At 74.5% G+C, this 18,457-nt stretch carries 14 protein-coding genes; 5 read left to right on the top strand and 9 right to left on the bottom strand.

What is annotated here, in order from left to right; all coding sequences use genetic code 11:
- Window positions 1–28: 28 nt before the first annotated feature.
- The 6 genes from ffh to ftsY form a co-directional block, all read right to left on the bottom strand.
- The gene (gene ffh / locus AB0L34_RS08300) at window positions 29–1,585 is read right to left on the bottom strand and encodes a signal recognition particle protein (protein WP_357453389.1); all 1,557 of its coding nucleotides are present in this window, start codon (window positions 1,583–1,585) and stop codon (window positions 29–31) included.
- A gap of 307 nt (window positions 1,586–1,892) precedes the next feature.
- On the bottom strand, window positions 1,893–4,259 hold the full coding sequence (locus AB0L34_RS08305) for a [protein-PII] uridylyltransferase (RefSeq protein WP_363703011.1): 2,367 nt from the start codon (window positions 4,257–4,259) through the stop codon (window positions 1,893–1,895).
- 16 nt (window positions 4,260–4,275) lie between these two features.
- Window positions 4,276–4,614, bottom strand: a complete 339-nt coding sequence (locus AB0L34_RS08310) for a P-II family nitrogen regulator (RefSeq protein ID WP_357453746.1) — start codon at window positions 4,612–4,614, stop codon at window positions 4,276–4,278.
- A 25-nt stretch (window positions 4,615–4,639) separates the two neighbouring features.
- On the bottom strand, window positions 4,640–6,058 hold the full coding sequence (locus AB0L34_RS08315) for an ammonium transporter (RefSeq protein ID WP_363703013.1): 1,419 nt from the start codon (window positions 6,056–6,058) through the stop codon (window positions 4,640–4,642).
- A 195-nt stretch (window positions 6,059–6,253) separates the two neighbouring features.
- A complete protein-coding gene (locus tag AB0L34_RS08320) occupies window positions 6,254–7,117 on the bottom strand; it encodes an aminoglycoside phosphotransferase family protein (protein ID WP_357453396.1) in 864 nt (287 codons plus the stop codon).
- A 7-nt stretch (window positions 7,118–7,124) separates the two neighbouring features.
- Complete coding sequence (gene ftsY / locus AB0L34_RS08325) at window positions 7,125–8,312, bottom strand: signal recognition particle-docking protein FtsY (protein WP_357453399.1); 1,188 nt, start codon at window positions 8,310–8,312, stop codon at window positions 7,125–7,127.
- Window positions 8,313–8,463: 151 nt separating this feature from the next.
- On the opposite strand from ftsY, the gene AB0L34_RS08330 reads away from it, so the two are divergent.
- From AB0L34_RS08330 to AB0L34_RS08345, 4 genes are all read left to right on the top strand, one after another.
- Window positions 8,464–10,176 (top strand): alkaline phosphatase D family protein, encoded by a 1,713-nt coding sequence (locus AB0L34_RS08330; RefSeq protein ID WP_363703015.1) that lies wholly within the window; start codon window positions 8,464–8,466, stop codon window positions 10,174–10,176.
- A gap of 24 nt (window positions 10,177–10,200) precedes the next feature.
- Entirely contained in the window at window positions 10,201–10,641 is a 441-nt protein-coding gene (locus tag AB0L34_RS08335; RefSeq protein WP_363703017.1) for a MarR family transcriptional regulator, read from the top strand.
- Between the two features lie 67 nt (window positions 10,642–10,708).
- Window positions 10,709–11,203 carry a universal stress protein gene (locus tag AB0L34_RS08340; RefSeq protein WP_350704838.1) on the top strand — a complete coding sequence of 165 codons (495 nt, stop codon included), beginning with the start codon at window positions 10,709–10,711 and terminating at the stop codon, window positions 11,201–11,203.
- A 112-nt stretch (window positions 11,204–11,315) separates the two neighbouring features.
- Entirely contained in the window at window positions 11,316–11,837 is a 522-nt protein-coding gene (locus AB0L34_RS08345) for a DinB family protein (RefSeq protein ID WP_363703019.1), read from the top strand.
- A 112-nt stretch (window positions 11,838–11,949) separates the two neighbouring features.
- Here AB0L34_RS08345 and AB0L34_RS08350 read toward each other — a convergent pair whose 3' ends face one another.
- The 3 genes from AB0L34_RS08350 to AB0L34_RS08360 all read right to left on the bottom strand — a co-directional run bounded on the left by AB0L34_RS08350 (window position 11,950) and on the right by AB0L34_RS08360 (window position 16,697).
- On the bottom strand, window positions 11,950–12,573 hold the full coding sequence (locus tag AB0L34_RS08350; protein ID WP_363703021.1) for an HAD-IA family hydrolase: 624 nt from the start codon (window positions 12,571–12,573) through the stop codon (window positions 11,950–11,952).
- On the bottom strand, window positions 12,573–16,187 hold the full coding sequence (gene smc, locus AB0L34_RS08355; protein WP_363703023.1) for a chromosome segregation protein SMC: 3,615 nt from the start codon (window positions 16,185–16,187) through the stop codon (window positions 12,573–12,575). The genes AB0L34_RS08350 and smc overlap by 1 nt, the downstream gene beginning before the upstream one ends.
- A gap of 315 nt (window positions 16,188–16,502) precedes the next feature.
- A complete protein-coding gene (locus tag AB0L34_RS08360; RefSeq protein WP_091096806.1) occupies window positions 16,503–16,697 on the bottom strand; it encodes a hypothetical protein in 195 nt (64 codons plus the stop codon).
- 372 nt (window positions 16,698–17,069) lie between these two features.
- On the opposite strand from AB0L34_RS08360, the gene AB0L34_RS08365 reads away from it, so the two are divergent.
- Window positions 17,070–18,389 carry a CAP domain-containing protein gene (locus AB0L34_RS08365; protein WP_363703025.1) on the top strand — a complete coding sequence of 440 codons (1,320 nt, stop codon included), beginning with the start codon at window positions 17,070–17,072 and terminating at the stop codon, window positions 18,387–18,389.
- Window positions 18,390–18,457: the final 68 nt, after the last annotated feature.

Raw genomic sequence — 18,457 nt, forward strand, 5'->3', positions numbered from 1 at the left:
TGACGTCACCCGCCGCCAACGACACGCCTCAGCGGGGCCGGCCGTCGCCGCCCTTGCCGAGCTTGTTGAAGTCGATCTTCGGCAGCTTGAAGCCCGGGGGCAGGCCCTGGCCGGCGGCCAGGTCGTTCGGGTCCATCCCCGGCGGGAGCTGCGGCATGCCGCCCGGGAAGCCGCCCGGCAGCCCGGCGCCCGCCCCGGCGCGCGGCCGACCGCCGCCCTTGGTGCCCTTGCGCTTGTTCTTCGGCGACTTGGTCGCCTTGCGCCGACCGCCGGGCAGGCCCATCATGCCGCCCATCTGCTTCATCATCTTCTGCGCGTCGGCGAAGCGGTTGAGCAGCTGGTTGACGTCCATCACGGTGACGCCGGAGCCGTTGGCGATGCGGGCCCGGCGGGAGCCGTTGATGATCTTCGGGTTGGTGCGCTCGCCCGGCGTCATCGACCGGATGATCGCGGTGACCCGGTCGAAGTGCTTGTCGTCCAGCTCCGCGAGCTGGTCCTTCATCTGCCCCATGCCCGGCATCATGGCCAGCACGTTGGCGATCGGGCCCATCCGGCGGACCGCGATGAGCTGGTCGAGGAAGTCCTCCAGGGTGAACTGCTCGCCGCCCATCAGCTTGGCGGTCATCTTCTCCTTCTGATCGGCGTCGAAGGCCTGCTCGGCCTGCTCGATCAGAGTGAGGACGTCGCCCATGCCCAGGATCCGGCTGGCCATCCGGTCGGGGTGGAAGACGTCGAAGTCCTCCAGCTTCTCGCCGGTGGAGGCGAACAGGATCGGCTGCCCGGTGACCTCTCGGACCGACAGCGCGGCGCCGCCGCGGGCGTCGCCGTCGAGCTTGGAGAGGACCACGCCGGTGATGCCGACGCCGTCGCGGAATGCCTCGGCGGTGCGCACGGCGTCCTGACCGACCATGGCGTCGATGACGAAGATGACCTCTTCGGGGTCGACCGCGTCGCGGATGTCGGCGGCCTGCTGCATCATCTCGGCGTCGATGCCCAGCCGGCCGGCGGTGTCGACGATGACGATGTCCCGGGCCGCCCGCTTCGCGTGCTCGACCGAGGCGCGGGCGACCTGCACCGGGTCGCCGACGCCGTTGCCGGGCTCGGGGGCGTACACCTCGACGCCGGCGCGGCCACCGAGCACCTGGAGCTGCCCGACGGCGTTGGGGCGCTGGAGGTCGGCGGCGACCAGCAGCGGCTGGTGCCCCTGGGCCTTCAGCCAGCGGGCCAGCTTGCCGGCGAGGGTGGTCTTGCCGGAACCCTGGAGACCGGCCAGCATGATCACGGTCGGCGGCTGCTTGGCGAACTGGAGCCGACGCCCCTCGCCACCGAGCACGTTGACCAGCTCGTCGTTGACGATCTTGATGATCTGCTGGGCGGGGTTGAGCGCCTGGGAGACCTCGGCGCCGCGCGCCCGCTCCTTGACGTTCGCGATGAAGCCCTTGACCACCGGCAGCGCGACGTCCGCCTCCAGCAGCGCGAGGCGGATCTCGCGCGCGGTGGCGTCGATGTCGGCGTCGGTGAGCCGACCCTTGCCGCGGAGCTTGGTGAAGATCCCGGACAGGCGGTCACTCAAGGTGTCAAACACGCGAACATCCCGTTTGTCAGTGTTTCGGCGGGCACAGGTCGGCCGGCACGCACAAGGCCGGCCACCCGCAAGGGTAACCGTCCCACCTCGCCATTGCTTCCGGGCGGCCCGACCACCCCGGCCCGCCCGGTGCCGTCACCCCGCGACCAGCCCCGACCGGTCCGCGGAGACGACCAGCGGGTCCCGGCCCCCGGGTGCCCACCTGCACCATCGCCCGCCCCAGGTGGGTACGCGCGGTCGCCGGCCGCGGCGGGCGGGTGGCTCCCCGCACACGCGGCTCGACGTGGTGCGGCCCGGGCGTCCGCGCTCAGACAGCGCCGAGGACGGCGGCCTCCAGGCCGGCGCGCGTGGCGTCGTCCGGCCAGCCGCCGACGAGGTAGAACGCGTCCACCACGTCCCCGCCGAGGGTGGAGATGCGCGCCGCGCGCACCTGGGCGCCGGCCTCGTCGAGGGCGCGGGCGACCCGGTAGAGCAGGCCCGCCGCGTCGGCGGCGCGCAGCTCCAGCAACACGGCGTCGGTGGCCGCTTCCCGGTGCCAGACCACCCGCGGCGCGGCCCCCTCGGCCCGCGCCGCCAGGGCCCGGCCGCGCAGCCGCTGGGTGACCGAGACGTCGCCGCTCACCGCGCGGCGCAGGTCGGCGCCGAGGGCGATCGGGTCGGGGGCCAGGCCGTAGCGGGGCTGCACCCGGCACTCGACCAGGGCCCGGCCGTCGACCGTGGCGGCGTCGGCGGAGATCACCTCCAGCCGGTGCAGGGCCAGGCACCCGGCCACCGTCGCGAGCAGGCCGCGCCGGTCCGCCGCGGCCACCGCCACCCGGTCCCCGGTCAGGTGTACGACCGGCAGGGGCCCCGCCAGCAGCGCCGGGTCCGGGGCGGGCGGGGCGGGCAGCGCGCCGGTGTCCAGCGCCGTGCGGACCCGGGCGACCAGCTCGGCGACCAGCCGGCCCTTCCAGTCCGACCAGGCGGCCGGCCCGGTGGCCGCGGCGTCGGCGCGGACCAGGACGTGCAGCAGGTCCAGGGTGGTGGTGTCGCCGACCCGCTCGGCCACCCCGGAGATGGTGACCGGGTCGGCGAGGTCCCGCCGGGTGGCGACGTCGGGCAGGAGCAGGTGCAGCCGGACCAGCGTGCCGATCAGCGCCACCTCGGGCTCGGGCCGGCCGATCCGGGCGGCCACCGCCTCGGCCAGCGGAGCCCCGACCGTGCTGTGGTCCCCCGGCAGGCCCTTGCCGACGTCGTGCAGGAGCGCGCCGAGCAGCAGCAGGTCGGGACGGTCCACCTCGCGGGTGTGCCGGCTGGCCTCGTACGCGGTCTGCACGAGGTGCCGGTCGAGGGTGAACCGGTGCACCGGGTTGTGCTGGGGGAGGCTGCGCAGCCGGGTCCACTCGGGCAGCCAGCCCTCGATCAGCCCGTACCGGTCGCAGGTCTCCCAGGCCGGCACCAGGCCGGGACCGGCGCCGAGCAGGGTGACGAGCGCGGCCCGGGCCTCGGCCGGCCACGGCGCCGGCAGCGGCGGACAGTACCCGGCCAGCCACTCGCAGGTGGCCCGGGCGATCGGCAGCCGGGTGGTGGCCGCGGCGGCGGCGACCCGCAGCGACAGGCTCGGGTCGGGTCGCGCGCCGATCGCGGTGCGGGCCAGCACCAGTTCGCCGTCGTGCTCCACGACGTCCCGGGCCACGGGCCGGCGCACCGGGCGCCCGTCGGCCCCCCGGCGGCGGCCGGAGCGGAGCCGGTCGGCGGCGCGGAAGGCGTCGTCGAGGGCGTGGCTGACGGTCCGGGCGTCCCCGGCCACCCGGCGCAGCAGCGCGTCGCCGTCCGCGGCGCCCGCTCCGGCCCGCAGCCCGGCGTGGGGCGCGCCGGGCGAGGGTTGGCGCAGCCGGGCGTCGGGTCCGCCGGGTGCGGGCTGGCGCAGCCCGAGCAGCGCGGCGACGCCGTCGCGTTCCTGGGCGACCAGCCGGTCGACCCGACGGCCGACCCGCACGTGCAGCGCGTCCCGGGTGTCCAGCAGCCGCCGGTGCGCGGCGCGGACGGCGGGGCGCAGCGCGTCGGTGATCCCGGCGGTGGCGATCGCCCGCAGGATCCCCACGTCGCGCAGCCCGCCGGCGGCCTCCTTCAGATCGCCCTCGAGCAGGAAGGCCAGCTCGCCGTGGGCCTCCCAGCGGGCGGCGGTGACCTCCCGCAGCCCGGGAAGCTGCCGTACGGCGGTGCGCCGCCAGTGGTCGACGGCGGACCGGACGAGCGTGTCGGCGAGGCCGGCGTCCCCGGCGACCAGCCGCGCGTCGAGCAGCCCGAGGGCGACCTTCACGTCGTCCCGCGCGACCGACAGCGCCTCGGCGACGGTGCGGACGGAGTGGTCGAGCCGCAGCCCGGCGTCCCAGACGGGATACCAGATCATCGAGGCGAGCTCGTCCACGCCGGGCACCCCGGCGTGCAGCAGCACGAGGTCGAGGTCGCCGTGCGGGGCGCACTGCCGCCGTCCCAGCCCGCCGACGGCGACGAGCGCCACACCGGGCCGGTCCGGCAGCAGCGCGCGCAGCCACCGGTCGTGGGCGTCGGCGCGCGCGGCCCGGGCCGCCTCCCCCACGCCCGCGTCCGCGCCGACGAACCCGTCGACCGGGAGGGCCGGGCCGCCGATGCCGGCGTGGCCCGACGCGTTCCTCCCGGTCGACGAGGTCATGTCGGTCGTGGCCCGGTCAGAGCGCGTCGAGGCCGCGCTCGCCGGTGCGGACCCGGACGACCTCGTCGACCGAGGTCACCCAGACCTTCCCGTCGCCGATCTTGCCGGTCCGGGCGGCGGCGACGACGGCGTCGACGATCTTCTCCAGGTCGATCTCGTCGGTGAGCACCTCCACCCGGATCTTGGGCAGGAACTCGACCGTGTACTCGGCACCCCGGTAGACCTCGGTGTGCCCCTTCTGCCGGCCGTAGCCCTGGACCTCGCTGACGGTCAGGCCGGCCACGCCGAGGGCGTGCAGGGCCTCCTTCACCGCGTCCAGTTGGTACGGCTTGATGACCGCGGTCACCAGCTTCATGTCCAACCCCTCCATCACAGGAACGTTAACCGGCGATCTTCTCGTCGACCGGCTCGTCGACCGGCCCGGCGGGGGACGCGGCGGACGCGGCCGGTGCCGACGTCTGCTTGGCGCCGGTCAGCCCGGCCATGGCGAAGGCGCTGCCGCCGCCCGTGGTCGGCGACAGGTCGTAGCCGCTCTCGGCGTGCTCGGCGATGTCGATGCCGCCGACCTCGTCCTCGGCGCGGAGCCGGAAGCCGATGGTCTTCTCGATCGCGACGGCGAGCACCCAGGCCACCGCGAAGGACCAGACGGTGACGATCAGGCCGGCCAGGGCCTGCCGGCCGAGCTGGGTCACCCCACCACCGTAGAACAGGCCGTCCGAGGCGCCGACCACGTCGGTGATCGCGCCGTTGACCGAGTTGGTGGCGAACAGGCCGAGCCAGAGCGACCCGATCCAGCCGCCGACGAAGTGCACGCCGACCACGTCGAGCGAGTCGTCGTAGCCGAGCTTGTACTTGAGGCTGATCGCCAGCGCGCAGACCGCCCCCGCGACGACGCCGAGCAGCACCGCCGCCCAGGGCGCGACGAAGCCGCAGGCCGGGGTGATGGCGACCAGGCCGGCGACCGCCCCGGACGAGGCGCCGACCAGGGTCGGCTTCCTGTCCTTGATCCACTCGACGGCGATCCAGCCGAGCACCGCGGCGGCGGTGGCGAGCTGGGTGTTGATGAAGGCCAGGCCGGCGACCGAGTCGACGGTGAGCTCGGAACCGGCGTTGAAGCCGAACCAGCCGAACCAGAGCAGCCCGGCGCCGAGCGCGACGAGCGGGATGTTGTGCGGCTTCATGCCCTCCCGGGGCCAGCCGAGCCGCCTGCCGAGCACCAGGGCCAGGGCCAGGGCCGCCGCGCCGGCGTTGATGTGCACGGCGGTGCCGCCGGCGAAGTCGAGCGCGTGGATGTCGCCGCCGATGATGCCGCCGCCCCACACCCAGTGCGCGACCGGGAAGTAGACCAGCGTCGCCCAGCCGAACGCGAACAGCAGCCAGCCGGCGAACCTCGCCCGGTCGGAGATCGCGCCGCTGATCAGCGCGACGGTGATCACGGCGAAGACCATCTGGAAGGCCATGAACACGTAGAGCGGGACGCCGATGCCGCTCGGGTTCTCCGCCGTCGCGCCCCAGAGGTCGGTCTCGGCGAGGAAGGTCCTGGTGCCGAGGTAGGCGCCCGGGTCGCCCCACAAGCCGTTGACATCGCTGCCGAACGCGATGCTGAAACCGTAGAACCACCACAGAACGGAGATGAGCCCGATCGCGGAGAAGCTCATCATCATCATGTTCAGTACACCCTTGGCCCGGTTCAGGCCGCCGTAGAACAGCGCCAGTCCGGGCGTCATGAGCAGCACGAGCGCCGTCGACACCAGCAACCAGACGGTGTTGCCGGAATCGATCGTGGGTGCGTCAGGCACGCCGGCCTCCTAAAGGTGAAGTCCCTCCTTCCCGGCTTCCGGGGCAGCGTCGCCCGTACGCCGGATGCGCGGAAGCCTGCTCGCTCCCTGTTTCCCCCAGCGTCACCCGTCGATTTCCGGACGGTGACGCCTTGTTTCGGACGTGTGAAGACAACCTCACCGCCGGCAGGAACGGCCCTCGGCGGCACGGACCGGTCAGCGCAGCGCGTACTCGAGGGCGTTGCGCTCGTAGTCGAGCAGCCGCAGGTCCCGCATCGGCCGGCGCAGGTGCCCCTTGTGCACGATCCGGACGAAGGCCGGCTCACCGGCGGCGGCCATCCGGCGGATGCCCTCGACGTGGTCCACGATCCGCTTGCGGATGGTCCGGATCAGCCGGTGCCGGTCCCGCGGGATCAGCCCGTACGCGTCGGCGAAGAGGCGCAGCCGGCGCGGCCGGTCGGGGTGCTTCCAGCCGAGCGTGATCGAGTCCCGGTCGGAGAAGATCGGCACCCACGTCCAGGCCGCGTACGCCACGTCGTAGATCCGGGCGCCGGGCGAGGCGAGGTCGAAGTCGATCAGCCCGAGGGTGCCGTCGGGCCGCCAGATGACGTTGTGCGGGGCGGCGTCGTGGTGGCAGATCACCTCGGTGTCCGGCGGCGGCGGGCCGAACGAGCGCCACACCGCCCCCGGCGGCGGCACGAAGCCGTACTGGGCGTCGTGGAACATCCGCAGCATGGTGGCGACGGTCACCAGGGCCTCGTCGGTGACCCAGTGCGGGGCCAGCGGGTACTCCCCGCACTCCCCCTCCAGGTACGACAGGACCTCCCGGTTGCGCTCGTCCATGCCGAGCGCGCGGGGGGCGCCGGTGAACCCGACGTACTCCAGGTGGCGCAGCAGGGCGTGCACCGAGGGCGTCCACGGCCCGGCGTTGCGCCGGACCGTGTCGCCGACGCGCACCACGGTGCTGACGTTCCCGCCGTGCAGCGGGATCTCCTGCGAAGTCACGTACGGTCTCCCGAGGCGCTGCGACGGGTGGCTGGGGTCGCGCCACCCGGCGTACGCGCGATCGTTGCTCGTCACTGCGAGGTTACGCGTCCCGGGCGAGCGGCTCGGTACCGAGCAGCGCGTCGACGAACTGCGCGGGGTCGAACGGGGCGAGGTCGTCCTTGCCCTCGCCGAGCCCGACCAGCTTCACCGGGATGCCCAGCTTGCGCTGCACGGCGATCACGATGCCGCCCTTGGCGGTGCCGTCGAGCTTGGTGAGCACCACGCCGGTCACGTTGACCACCTCGGTGAAGACCCGGGCCTGCTCCAGCCCGTTCTGCCCGGTGGTGGCGTCCAGGATCAGGATCGTCTCGTCGATCGGGCCGTGCTTCTCCACCACCCGCTTGACCTTGCCCAGCTCGTCCATCAGGCCGACCTTGTTCTGCAACCGGCCGGCCGTGTCGATCAGCACCGTGTCCACGCCGGTGTCGATGCCGCGCTTGACCGCGTCGAAGGCGACGCTGGCCGGGTCGGCCCCCTCCGGACCACGCACGGTCTCGGCCCCGACGCGACCGGCCCAGGTCTCCAGCTGGTCGGCGGCGGCGGCGCGGAAGGTGTCGGCCGCGCCGAGGATCACGCTCCGGCCGTCGGCGACCAGCACCCGGGCGATCTTGCCGCAGGTCGTGGTCTTGCCGGCGCCGTTGACGCCGACCACCATCAGCACCGCCGGCACGCCGTCCTTGGGCGCGGTGCGCAGCGAGCGGTCCAGCGTCGGGTCGAGGGCGTTGACCAGCTCGGCGGCGAGCAGGGCGCGCAGTTCCGTGCCGGAGCGGGTGCCGAGCACCCGGGTGCGCTCGCGCAGCCGGTCGACGATCTCCCGGGTGGCGTCGATGCCGACGTCGGCGGTGATCAGGCTGTCCTCGATCTCCTCCCAGGTGTCCTCGTCGAGGTGGTCGCGGCTGAGCAGGCCGAGCAGGCTCTTGCCGAAGACGTTCTGCGAGCGGGACAGCCGGGAGCGCAGCCGGACCAGCCGCCCGGCGGTCGGCTCGGGCACCTCCAGCACCGGGGCCGGGGCCTCCACGACCGGCGGTTCCACCAGGATCCCGGTGGAGATTTCGGCCTCCGGGGCCGCCACCGGCGGGCCGGCGAGACCCTCCTCGGCCCGGGTCTCGACCTCCGTCTCGGGCAGCGGCGGCTCCGGGCGCCGGCGCAGCCGCGGCACGACCAGCCCGATGCCGCCGAGGATCAGCACGCCGAGCAGGGCGAGTGCGATGAGGAGGTATTCGGTCATGCCGGAATCCTGTCAGATGCCGGCGAAGCTGTCCCAGCCACCGCTCCCGGCGGGCCCGTCCGGGAACCGACGGTAGGCTCGGTCACAGCCAGCAGTGGTGCGACCGCCGGCCGGGTAGTAAAAGTGAAGTCCGCTTACCTGGAGGTCGACCATGCCCGCGGCACACCTGCTCATCGGCCCGTTGCTGCGGCGGGTGGTCGACACGCGGGCCACCGTCTGGGTCGAGACCAGCGCGCCCGCCGTGGTCACCGTCCGCACGGCCGACGGCGCCCGCGGCACCGCGCCCACCTTCTCCGCGTACGACCACCACTACGCGCTCGTCGTGGTGGAGGGGCTCACGCCCAACAGCGCCACCACCTACGAGGTGCTGATCGACGACGAGGTCGCCTGGCCGGTGCCGACGAGCGGGTTCCCGCCCAGCGTCATCCGCACCCGGGCGGCCGACGACCTCGACCAGCCGGTCCGGTTGATCTTCGGATCGTGCCGGGAGACCACCCAGCACGCCACCACCCGCCGGCTGCCCCCGGACGCGCTCGACGCGTACGCCCGGCGGCTGGTGGCCGACCCCGACCCGGCCGGCCTGCCCGACCTGCTGGTGCTCCTCGGTGACCAGGTCTACGCGGACGTGACCTCCCCCACGGTGCGGCGGCTGCTGAAGCGGCGCCGCCGGCGGCCCAGGGGCGCGCCCAGCGACCAGGTGGTCAGCTTCGACGAGTACACCAAGCTCTACCTGGAGTCCTGGCGCGACCCGGAGATCCGCTGGCTGCTCTCCACCGTGCCGAGCGTGATGATCTTCGACGACCACGAGATCATCGACGACTGGAACACCTCGGCCGCCTGGCGGGCGGACATGCGCGACCAGCCCTGGTGGGCGGAGCGGATCGCCAGTGGCCTCGCCTCCTACTGGGTCTACCAGCACCTGGGCAACCTCTCCCCCGACGAGATCGCCGCCGACCCGGTCTTCGCGAAGGTCAGCGCGGCGGAGGACGCCACCGGCGTGCTGCGCGAGTTCGGCCAGCGGGTCGACACCGAGGCCGACCTCGCCCACGACACCGAGCGGTGGCGGGCCGTGCAGTACCAGTGGAGCTACGCGCTGGACCTGGGCCGGACCCGGCTGGTGATGCTGGACAACCGGTGCAGCCGGGTGCTGGAGCCCGGCCAGCGGGCGATGCTGCCCCCGGGCGAGTGGTCGTGGTTCCTCGACCGGGCCCACGGCGTCTACGACCACCTCGTGGTGGGCGCCTCGCTGCCCTGGCTGCTGCCGCCGGGCATCCACCACGTGGAGGCGTGGAACGAGAAGCTCGCCGACTCGCGGCGGCGCTGGGTCGGGCGCCTGTCGGAGCAACTGCGCCGGGGGCTGGACCTGGAGCACTGGGCCGCGTTCCGCCGCTCGTTCGACGCGCTCGGCGCGCTGTTCGCCCGGATCGGCAGCGGCACCCCCGGCGAGCCCGGCGACCGGGTCGGGGCCGGGCCGGCGTACGCGCCGCCGGCGTCGATCAGCGTGCTCTCCGGTGACGTGCACCACTCGTACGTGGCGCGGGCCCGGTTCGACGACCGGAGCGTGGTCACCCCGGTGCACCAGCTCACCTGCTCGCCCATCCACAACCAGGTGCCCGCCGGGATGCGCCCGCTGATGCGGCTGGGCTGGTCGTCCGGGCCGGCCGGAGCCGCCCGGGCGCTCGCCCGCTCCGCCGGGGTACGCCGCCCGCCGTTCCGCTGGAAGCGGCTGGCCGGCCCCTACTTCGGCAACGCGGTCGCCACGCTGGTGCACACCGGGCGGGCGGCCGAGGTGACCATCGAGGGCACCACCAGCGACGGTCACCTGCGCGAGGTGATGCGGCAGCGGCTGGCTCCAGGCGCCTGAGACCGTCCGCCGTACCCTGACCACGTGGACGAGCACCTGCCGGAGGCGATGCGGGCGGTGGAGCACGAGCTGACCGCCCTGCTGCGCCGGGGGCGGGCCGTCTCCTCGGAACTCGCCCGGGAGGTGCACCCCGGCCTGGAGCCCGACGCGTACGGGCTGCTGCTGTGGCTGCGCCGGTGCGGCTCGGTCCGGCTCACCGACCTGGCCGCCCGGCTCGGCGTCGGCAAGGGGACGCTGAGCCGGCAGATCCACGGGCTGGAGGGCCTGGGCCTGGTCCGGCGCGACCCGGACCCGGCCGACCGGCGCGCCGCGCGGCTCAGCCTGACCGAGGAGGGGCAGCGCCGGTTCGACGCGGCGCAGGGCGGTCGGCTCGAACGCTTCCGGCAGACCCTGGGCACCTGGTCGGCGGCGGACGTCGGGGACTTCGCCCGGCTGCTGCGCCGCTTCAACGAGGAGTACTTCTAGGCCGGCCGGAATAGGGCTGTGCCCGGCCCTGTTGTTGCCTAGGGCAACCGGAGAGGACGGAGCTGGCATGAGCACGGACGCGCCGGAACGGGAGGAGTACGGCCCGCGCACCCGGCCGGGGCCCTACGAGCGCGGCACGGACGGGCCGAGGGTCGTGCTGGTCGGCGTGGACGGCACCCGCACCTCGGAGCGCGCCGGCTGGTACGCGGCCGGGCTGGCCCGCCGGCAGGGCTCCGCCCTGGTGGTGGTCCACGTCAGCCCCGCACCCGGGCTGACCACGCTCGTGCCGGGCCTCGACGCCGGGGAGGTGCAGCGCTGCCACGACGAGCTGACGGCCGAGCTGCGCCGGGAGTGCCGGCGCGGCGCCGAGGAACTCGGCCTGCCGGTCACCTTCCTGCGCCGGCGCGGGGACGCGTACGCCGAACTGCGTGCGGCGGCCGACGAGTTCCGGGCGGACCTGGTGGTCGTCGGCTCCTCCGAGCAGGCCGGGCACCGGCTGGTCGGCTCGGTCGCCACCCGCCTCGTCCGGGCCGGCCGCTGGCCGGTCGTCGTGGTGCCCTGACACGTCGCGGCGCGGCGGCGCGCCCCGGATCCCGGACACGCCCTGACGCCGGGACGGGTCGCGGCGGATATGCGGTCGCGGGTTGTCGGGCGGGCCGGCGAGGATGGCCGGCATGACCTGGAGAGCACCGGAGATCACCCGGACCCCCGAGCCGTACGTCGGCGACGAGCGCACCATCCTGGAAGGCTGGCTGGACTACCACCGGCAGACGCTGCTGCTCAAGTGCGCCGGGCTGACCGCCGAGCAGTTGCGGACGCCGAGCGTCGAGCCCTCCGGGCTGACCCTGCTCGGGCTGGTCCGGCACCTGGCCGAGGTGGAGGCCTGGTGGTTCCGGGAGAACTTCGCCGGCGAGCGCGTCGACTACCCCTACTTCACCCCCGACAACCCGGACGCCGACCACGACGTCAGCACCGCCGACGCCGAGGCCGACCTCGCCACGTTCCACCGGGAGGTGGAGCTGGCCCGGGCCGCCGCGGCGGGCCGCTCGCTCGACGACACCTTCACGGAGGTCGGCCCGAAGCGCCGGACGTTCAACCTGCGCTGGGTCTACGTGCACATGATCGAGGAGTACGCCCGGCACAACGGCCACGCCGACCTGATCCGCGAACGCATCGACGGCGTCACCGGCGACTGACCGCCCGGGGCGGCGCCGCGCCACAGCGCCGCCCACCGGCACCCGGGGAGCCCTGCGCCGCCGGCCCGGCAGCCCCGCACGACGGCCCGAGCGGACGAGCCCGGGCAGCGCCTCAGTACGCCAGCGCCGCCCGCAGGTAGCGCAGGTCCTCGGGGCGGCCGGTCCAGCGGAGCGCCGACAGCCCGGCGACCCGGGCGCCGCGCACCGACCAGTCCTCGTCGTCGACGAAGAGCACCCGGTCCGGCGGGGTGGCCACCGCCCGGCAGGCGGCCTGGAAGTACTCCTTGGCCGGCTTGTTCACCCCGAGCCGGTACGAGTTGACCACCGCGTCGAACTCGCCGACCAGGCCGAGCGCGGCCAGGTCGTCGTCGAGCAGGTCGGTGGCGTTGGTGGCGAGGCCGACCGGGAGGCCGCCGGCGCGTACCCCGCGGACGAAGTCGAGCACCTCGGTGTCCACCTCGCCCCGGTAGCGCTGCCACTGCTCGACCGCGGCCCGGGCGCGCTCCGGCCCGCCGGCCGGCCCGGCCAGCGCGTCGGCCACGCTGGTCATCCAGTCGGCGTGGCTGACCTTGCCGGTGAGCACCGGCTGGAGCCGCCCCCACTGCATGGCGATCTCGGTGAGTACGCCCTCGGACAGGCCGTACTCCCGCTCCACGCCGGCGGCCACCGCCGGGTCCCAGCGTCGCAGGACGCCGTCGAAGTCCACCAGGAGCGCCGTGGCGCGTTCCCGACCCACTACTCGTTCTCCTCGCCGCGGCCGCGCCGCTCGTCGTCCCCGTCGGCCCGGTTGAGCCGTTGGCTGATCACCTGGGTCACCCCGTTGCGCATGGTCACGCCGTACAGGGCGTCGGCGACCTCCATCGTCCGCTTCTGGTGCGTGATGACGATGAGCTGGCTCTTCTCCCGCAACTGGGCCAGCAGCGTGATCAGCCGGCCCAGGTTGACGTCGTCGAGCGCCGCCTCCACCTCGTCCATGATGTAGAAAGGGCTGGGCCGGGCGCGGAAGATCGCCACCAGCATCGCCACCGCGGTCAGCGACCGCTCGCCGCCGGAGAGCAGCGACAACCGCTTGATCTTCTTACCCGGCGGGCGGGCCTCCACCTCGACGCCGGTGGTGAGCAGGTCCTCCGGGTCGGTGAGCACGAGCCGGCCCTCGCCGCCGGGGAAGAGCACGGTGAAGACCTGCTGGAACTCCCGGGCCGTGTCCTCGAACGCGCTGGCGAAGACCTCCAGGATCCGGTCGTCGACGTCCTTGACCACGGTGAGCAGGTCGCGGCGGGTGGCCTTGAGGTCCTCCAGTTGCTCCGAGAGGAACTTGTAGCGCTCCTCCAGCGCGGCGAACTCCTCCAGCGCGAGCGGGTTGACCTTGCCGAGCAGGGTCAGTTCCCGTTCCGCCTTGGCGGCCCGCTTCTCCTGCACCGGCCGCTCGTAGCGCACCGGCTCGGGCACCGGCAGGCCGTCCCGCTCGGCCGCCGCCACGTCGGCCTGGGTGGGCGGGACGGGCTGGTGCGGACCGTACTCGGCGACCAGGGTCTCCACGTCCAGCCCGAAGTCCTCCGCGGCCTTCGCCTCCAGCTGCTCGATGCGCAGCCGCTGCTCGGCGCGGGCCACCTCGTCCCGGTGCACCTGGCTGGTCAGCCGCTCCAGCTCGGCGGCGAGCCGCTTGGCCGCGCCGCGTACCTCCTGCAGCTCGGCCTCGCGGGAGGCGCGCTCGCGCGCCACGGCGTCGCGGTGCTCCTCGGCCGCGGCGATGGAGGTGGTCAGCCGGGTGAGGGCCTCGCGGGCGCCGCCCGCCACGGCCCGGGCGATCCCCGCGCCGCGGGTGCGCGCCGCCCGCCGCGCCGCCGCGCGTTCCCGCGCGGCCCGCTCGGCGGTGGCCTGCCGGCGCAGCGAGTCGGCGCGACCGGCGATCGAGGAGACCCGCTCCTCGGCCGTACGCACCGCCAGCCGGACCTCCATCTCGTTCTGTCGCGCCTGCGGCACCATCGCGGCGAGCTGGTCGCGTTCCTCGGTGGAGGGTTCCGCGTCGACCGGGGTCTCCTCTGCCAGCCGCAGCCGTTCCTCCAGCTCGGCCAGGGTGAGCAGGTCCCGTTCCCGGGCCGCTTCGGCACGGGCCCGGGACTCGCCGAGCCGGTCGCTCTCGGCCCTCGCGGAGCGGGCGGCCGCGCCCAGCTCCGCCAGCCGCCGGGCGGCGGCGTTGCGGTGGCTCTCCGCCTCCCGCTTGGCGGCGGCGGCGTGCTGCACGGTCTCCTTCGCGGCGGCCACCTCGGCGCGGGCGTCGACGAGCTGTTCGCGCAGCTCCGCGCCGGTCCGCTCGGCCGCGAGCCGGTTCGACCGGGCCTCCTCGACCGCCGCCTGCACCTCGATGAAGCTGGGCGCCTTGGCCGACCCGCCGGCCGCCGCGTACGCGCCCACCACGTCGCCGTCGGGGGTGACCGCGCGCAACTCGGGATTACCGGCGACCACCTCGGCCGCGGCGGCGAGGTCGTCGACCAGCACCACGTCGCGCAGCGCCCGGTGCACCGCCGGTCGAAGCTGCGGGGCGCACTCCACCAGGTCGGGCGCCCAGCGGGCGCCGTCGGGCAGCTTCGGCCGCAGCGCGTCGGGGTGGGCGTCCATGCCCGGGCCGGCGGGGCTGCCGACCAGCAGGCCGGCCCGGCCGGCGTCGGAGATCTTCAGCAGCCGCATCGCCTCGACGGCCTCGTCGACGCCGCTGACCGCGACCGCGTCGGCGAGCCCGCCGAGCGCGGCGGCGAGCGCGGCCTCCTGCCCGGGGGCGACGGTGAGCAGCCCGGCCAGGCTGCCCAGCAGGCCCGGGACCTCGTCGGCGCGGGCCAGCAGCGCCCCCGCCCCGTCCTTGCGACGCAGGCCTAGGGCGAGCGCCTCCTCCCGGGCCTTCCAGGTGGCGGCGTCCTTCTCCGCCGACCGCTCGGCGTCGGTCAGCGACCGCACGGTGGCCTGCGCCCGCTCGAGGGCGGCGGCGGCCTCGGCGTGCCGGGCGTCGAGGTCGGCGTTGTCCCGGTCCGCCTCGGTGGACTGTTCGGCCACCGCGTCGAGCTCGGCCTGCGCCTGCTCCGCGCGGGCGAGCGCGTCGGCGTGCGCGGCGGCGAGCCGTTCGATCTCCTCGCCCGCGCTGGTGGTCCGGGCCCTAGCGGAGTTGACCTGACCGGTCAGCCGGGCCAGCCCCTCCCGCCGGTCGGCGATCGCCTTCGCGGCGGCGACCAGCTCGCGTTCGGCGGCGGCGAGCTGCCGTTCCAACTCCTGGCGGTGCTCCACCGCCTCGGCGAGCCGGATCTGGTCGTCGGTGAGCGCGGCGCGCAGCTCCTCCTCCTGCTCGCGGACCCGCTCGGCCTCGGCCTCCAACTGGTCCGGGTCGCGGCCGGGGCGCTCGTCGTCCGGGGTGGCGCTGAGGTGCCGCAGCCGCTCCCGGGCGAGCTGCTCGATGGAGCGGAACCGCTCGGAGAGGGCGGAGAGCTTGTACCAGGTGTCCTGCGCGGCGGCCAGCAGCGGCGCGTCCTCGGCGAGGGCGGCCTCCAGCTCGGCGAGGCGGGACTGCACCTCGGTGTGCTCGGCCTCGACCTGCTCGCGCCGCTCGCGCACCGCCGTCTCGTCGGCGATCTCCCGGTCGAGGGTGGCGCGCAGGGTGGCCAGGTCGTCGGCGAGCAGCCGCAGCCGGGCGTCGCGCAGGTTGGCCTGGATGGCGGCGGCGCGCCGGGCCACCTCGGCCTGCCGGCCCAGCGGCTTGAGCTGGCGGCGCAGCTCGGCGGTGAGGTCGGTGAGCCGGTTGAGGTTGGTCTGCATCGCGTCGAGCTTCCGCAGCGCCTTCTCCTTGCGCTTGCGGTGCTTGAGGACGCCGGCCGCCTCCTCGATGAACGCCCGCCGGTCCTCCGGCTTGGCGTGCAGCATGCCGTCGAGCCGGCCCTGCCCGACGATGATGTGCATCTCCCGGCCGATGCCGGAATCCGACAGCAGTTCCTGGATGTCGAGCAGCCGGCAGGAGTCGCCGTTGATCTCGTACTCGCTCTCGCCGGAGCGGAACATCCGGCGGGTGATCGACACCTCGGTGTACTCGATCGGCAGCGCGCCGTCGGTGTTGTCGATCGTCAGGGTCACCTCGGCCCGGCCCAGCGGGGCCCGGCCGGCGGTGCCGGCGAAGATGACGTCCTCCATCTTGCCGCCGCGCAGCGCCTTGGCGCCCTGCTCGCCGAGCACCCAGGCGATGGCGTCGACGACGTTGGACTTGCCGGAGCCGTTCGGGCCGACCACACAGGTGATCCCGGGCTCCAGCTTCAGCGTCGTCGCGGAGGCGAAGGACTTGAAGCCCTTCACCGTCAGGCTCTTGAGATACACCTTCTCGATCCTCGTCCGGTGGCCGCCGTACCGTCGCCGGCTGCGCGGACCTGGGTGAACCCGCAGACTAACCCGGGACCGACGGCCGCCCGGCACGCGACCCGCCTGCCGGGGCGCCCGGCCGCGCCGCGCGGCGGGCCCACCGGGGTACGCCGGGCGACGTCGGGAGGACCATTTCCGCCGGTCCCCGACAGATCCGCGCAAGATCGCGAATTGGTGTGCCGGCGAAAAGAGGCGCGGACAGAACTGCGCGCCGGCACAGAAGTGTCGGCGCGCTTTTTTGCGTGGTGCGATTCAGTTTTTCGATCCCGGAGCTCAGGTCAGCGCGGGCTCGGCCAGACGGAGCAGATCGTCCGCCTCCGCCGCAGCCGCCGCGAGCCGATCGTTCTCGGCACGCAACCGCGTGATCTCGAACTCCAGTGCCCGAACCGTGGCACGCAGTCGGGTGACCTCGTCGAGCAGACGCCGATCGGGCGCCGCACCTACGTGGCCGTACAGGGCCTTCGCCATGATGACTCCTTGATATGCGCTGCCGGAAAGGCCGGCCAACGCGCGCCCAATGTGCACGCGGCTGTCATTCCAGGCGATTCTGGGCATGACCGGGCGCGACTGGCGACACCTATATATTGAGCCGATACCCCCTCCTTCGTCAAGTTCTCGCAGGCCGTAGATCATTTCCACGTCGACCTGTCCACTTGTCGGGGGGCTGCCACAAGGCGCGGACACTCTCTGTCCGGACACCCTGACTCTACGCCCCGGATCCCGGGAAGTCCCTACCCGGCCGTCCGACTTCCCCTTAACTCTTCCTTAGCCACGTTGCCGCTGTTCAGGCCCCCCACGTAGCGTCACTCCGCCCGCACCCGACTCCCTGGAGGCAGAGGCGTGTACCGCTGGACCGACCCGAACGACCCGGACGGCGGCGCCCGGCACCCCGAGCAGCCGCGCAGCGAGGAGCCGGCCTGGCTGACCGACCGTCCGGAGCCGAGGTCGGCCTACCTGTTCGGGGACGACCCGGACCGACCCGCCGACGAATGGCACCGCGACCAGCCGACCGCCCGCTGGCAGGCCGAGCCCGCCGAGCCGGCCGCACACCGGCAGGCCGAGCCCACCGAGCCGGCCGCACACCGGCAGGCCGAGCCCGCCGCGCGCTGGCAGGCTGGACCCGCCGACGACGCCGAGCCCACCGAGCGCTGGCGGGACGAGCCGACCGGGACCTGGCCGGCCGGGTCCGCCGCGCCGGCCGCCACCTGGCAGGCCGAGCCGGTTGCCACCTGGCACGCCGAGCCGGGCGTCCGCTGGCACGCCGACGCCGACCTGCGGGACGGCGGGCCGTACGGGACGGACGCGTCCCCGGCCGACGGGCGGGCGGCCGGCGGCTGGCCGGTCGACGCCCCGACCGCCCCGATCGACCTCGGGACGCACCAGGACACCGACGCCGGGACGACACCCGCCGAGGGTCGGCACCGCCGCCACCGCCGCTTCCCCCGCCCCGTGCTGATCGGTGGCGCCGCCGCAGCCGCCACGCTGGTGGTGAGCCTCGGCGTCGGCGCGGTCGCGCTGGGCGGCGACGGCCCGGAGACCGACCCGACCGCCGCCGACGACACGATCGCCGCCGCCCCGGCGCTGCCGGTCACGCCCGGTGACGCGCTGGCCGCCCCCACCCCCAGCACCGCGCCGACCACCACCAAGCCCGCCCCGTCGCCCACGAAGGCCACCAGGCCCACGCCGGCGCCCTCGCGCTCCACCGCGCCCTCGCGGCGCACCGAGCGGAGCAGCGCGCCGTCCGGCGGCGGTACGAAGGCCCCCGTGAGCAGCGGGGTCAGCGCCCAGGCCCGCGAGGTGGTGAACCTGGTCAACGCCGAGCGCGCCAAGGCCGGCTGCGGGGCGCTGAGCATCGACGACAAGCTGATGACCGCTGCCCAGCGGCACAGCCAGGACCAGGCGGACCACCGGGACATGTCGCACACCGGCAGCGACGGCAGCGACGCCGGCGACCGGCTGGACCGGGTCGGCTACGCCTGGCGCACGTACGGCGAGAACGTCGCCTGGAACCAGAAGACGCCGGCCGCGGTGATGGACGCCTGGATGAACAGCTCCGGTCACCGGGCCAACATCCTGAACTGCGCCTTCACGGAGATCGGCGTCGGCGTGGCGAGCAGCAACGGGCCATACTGGACGCAGGTCTTCGCCGCGCCGCGCTGAACGCGAGTCGTGGCCGGGTCCGCGCTCGTTTGACCGGGTGAGGTACGCCGCACCGGCGTACCCGCTCC

Source organism: Micromonospora sp. NPDC052213 (genome assembly GCF_040679695.1).
GTDB lineage: Bacteria > Actinomycetota > Actinomycetes > Mycobacteriales > Micromonosporaceae > Micromonospora.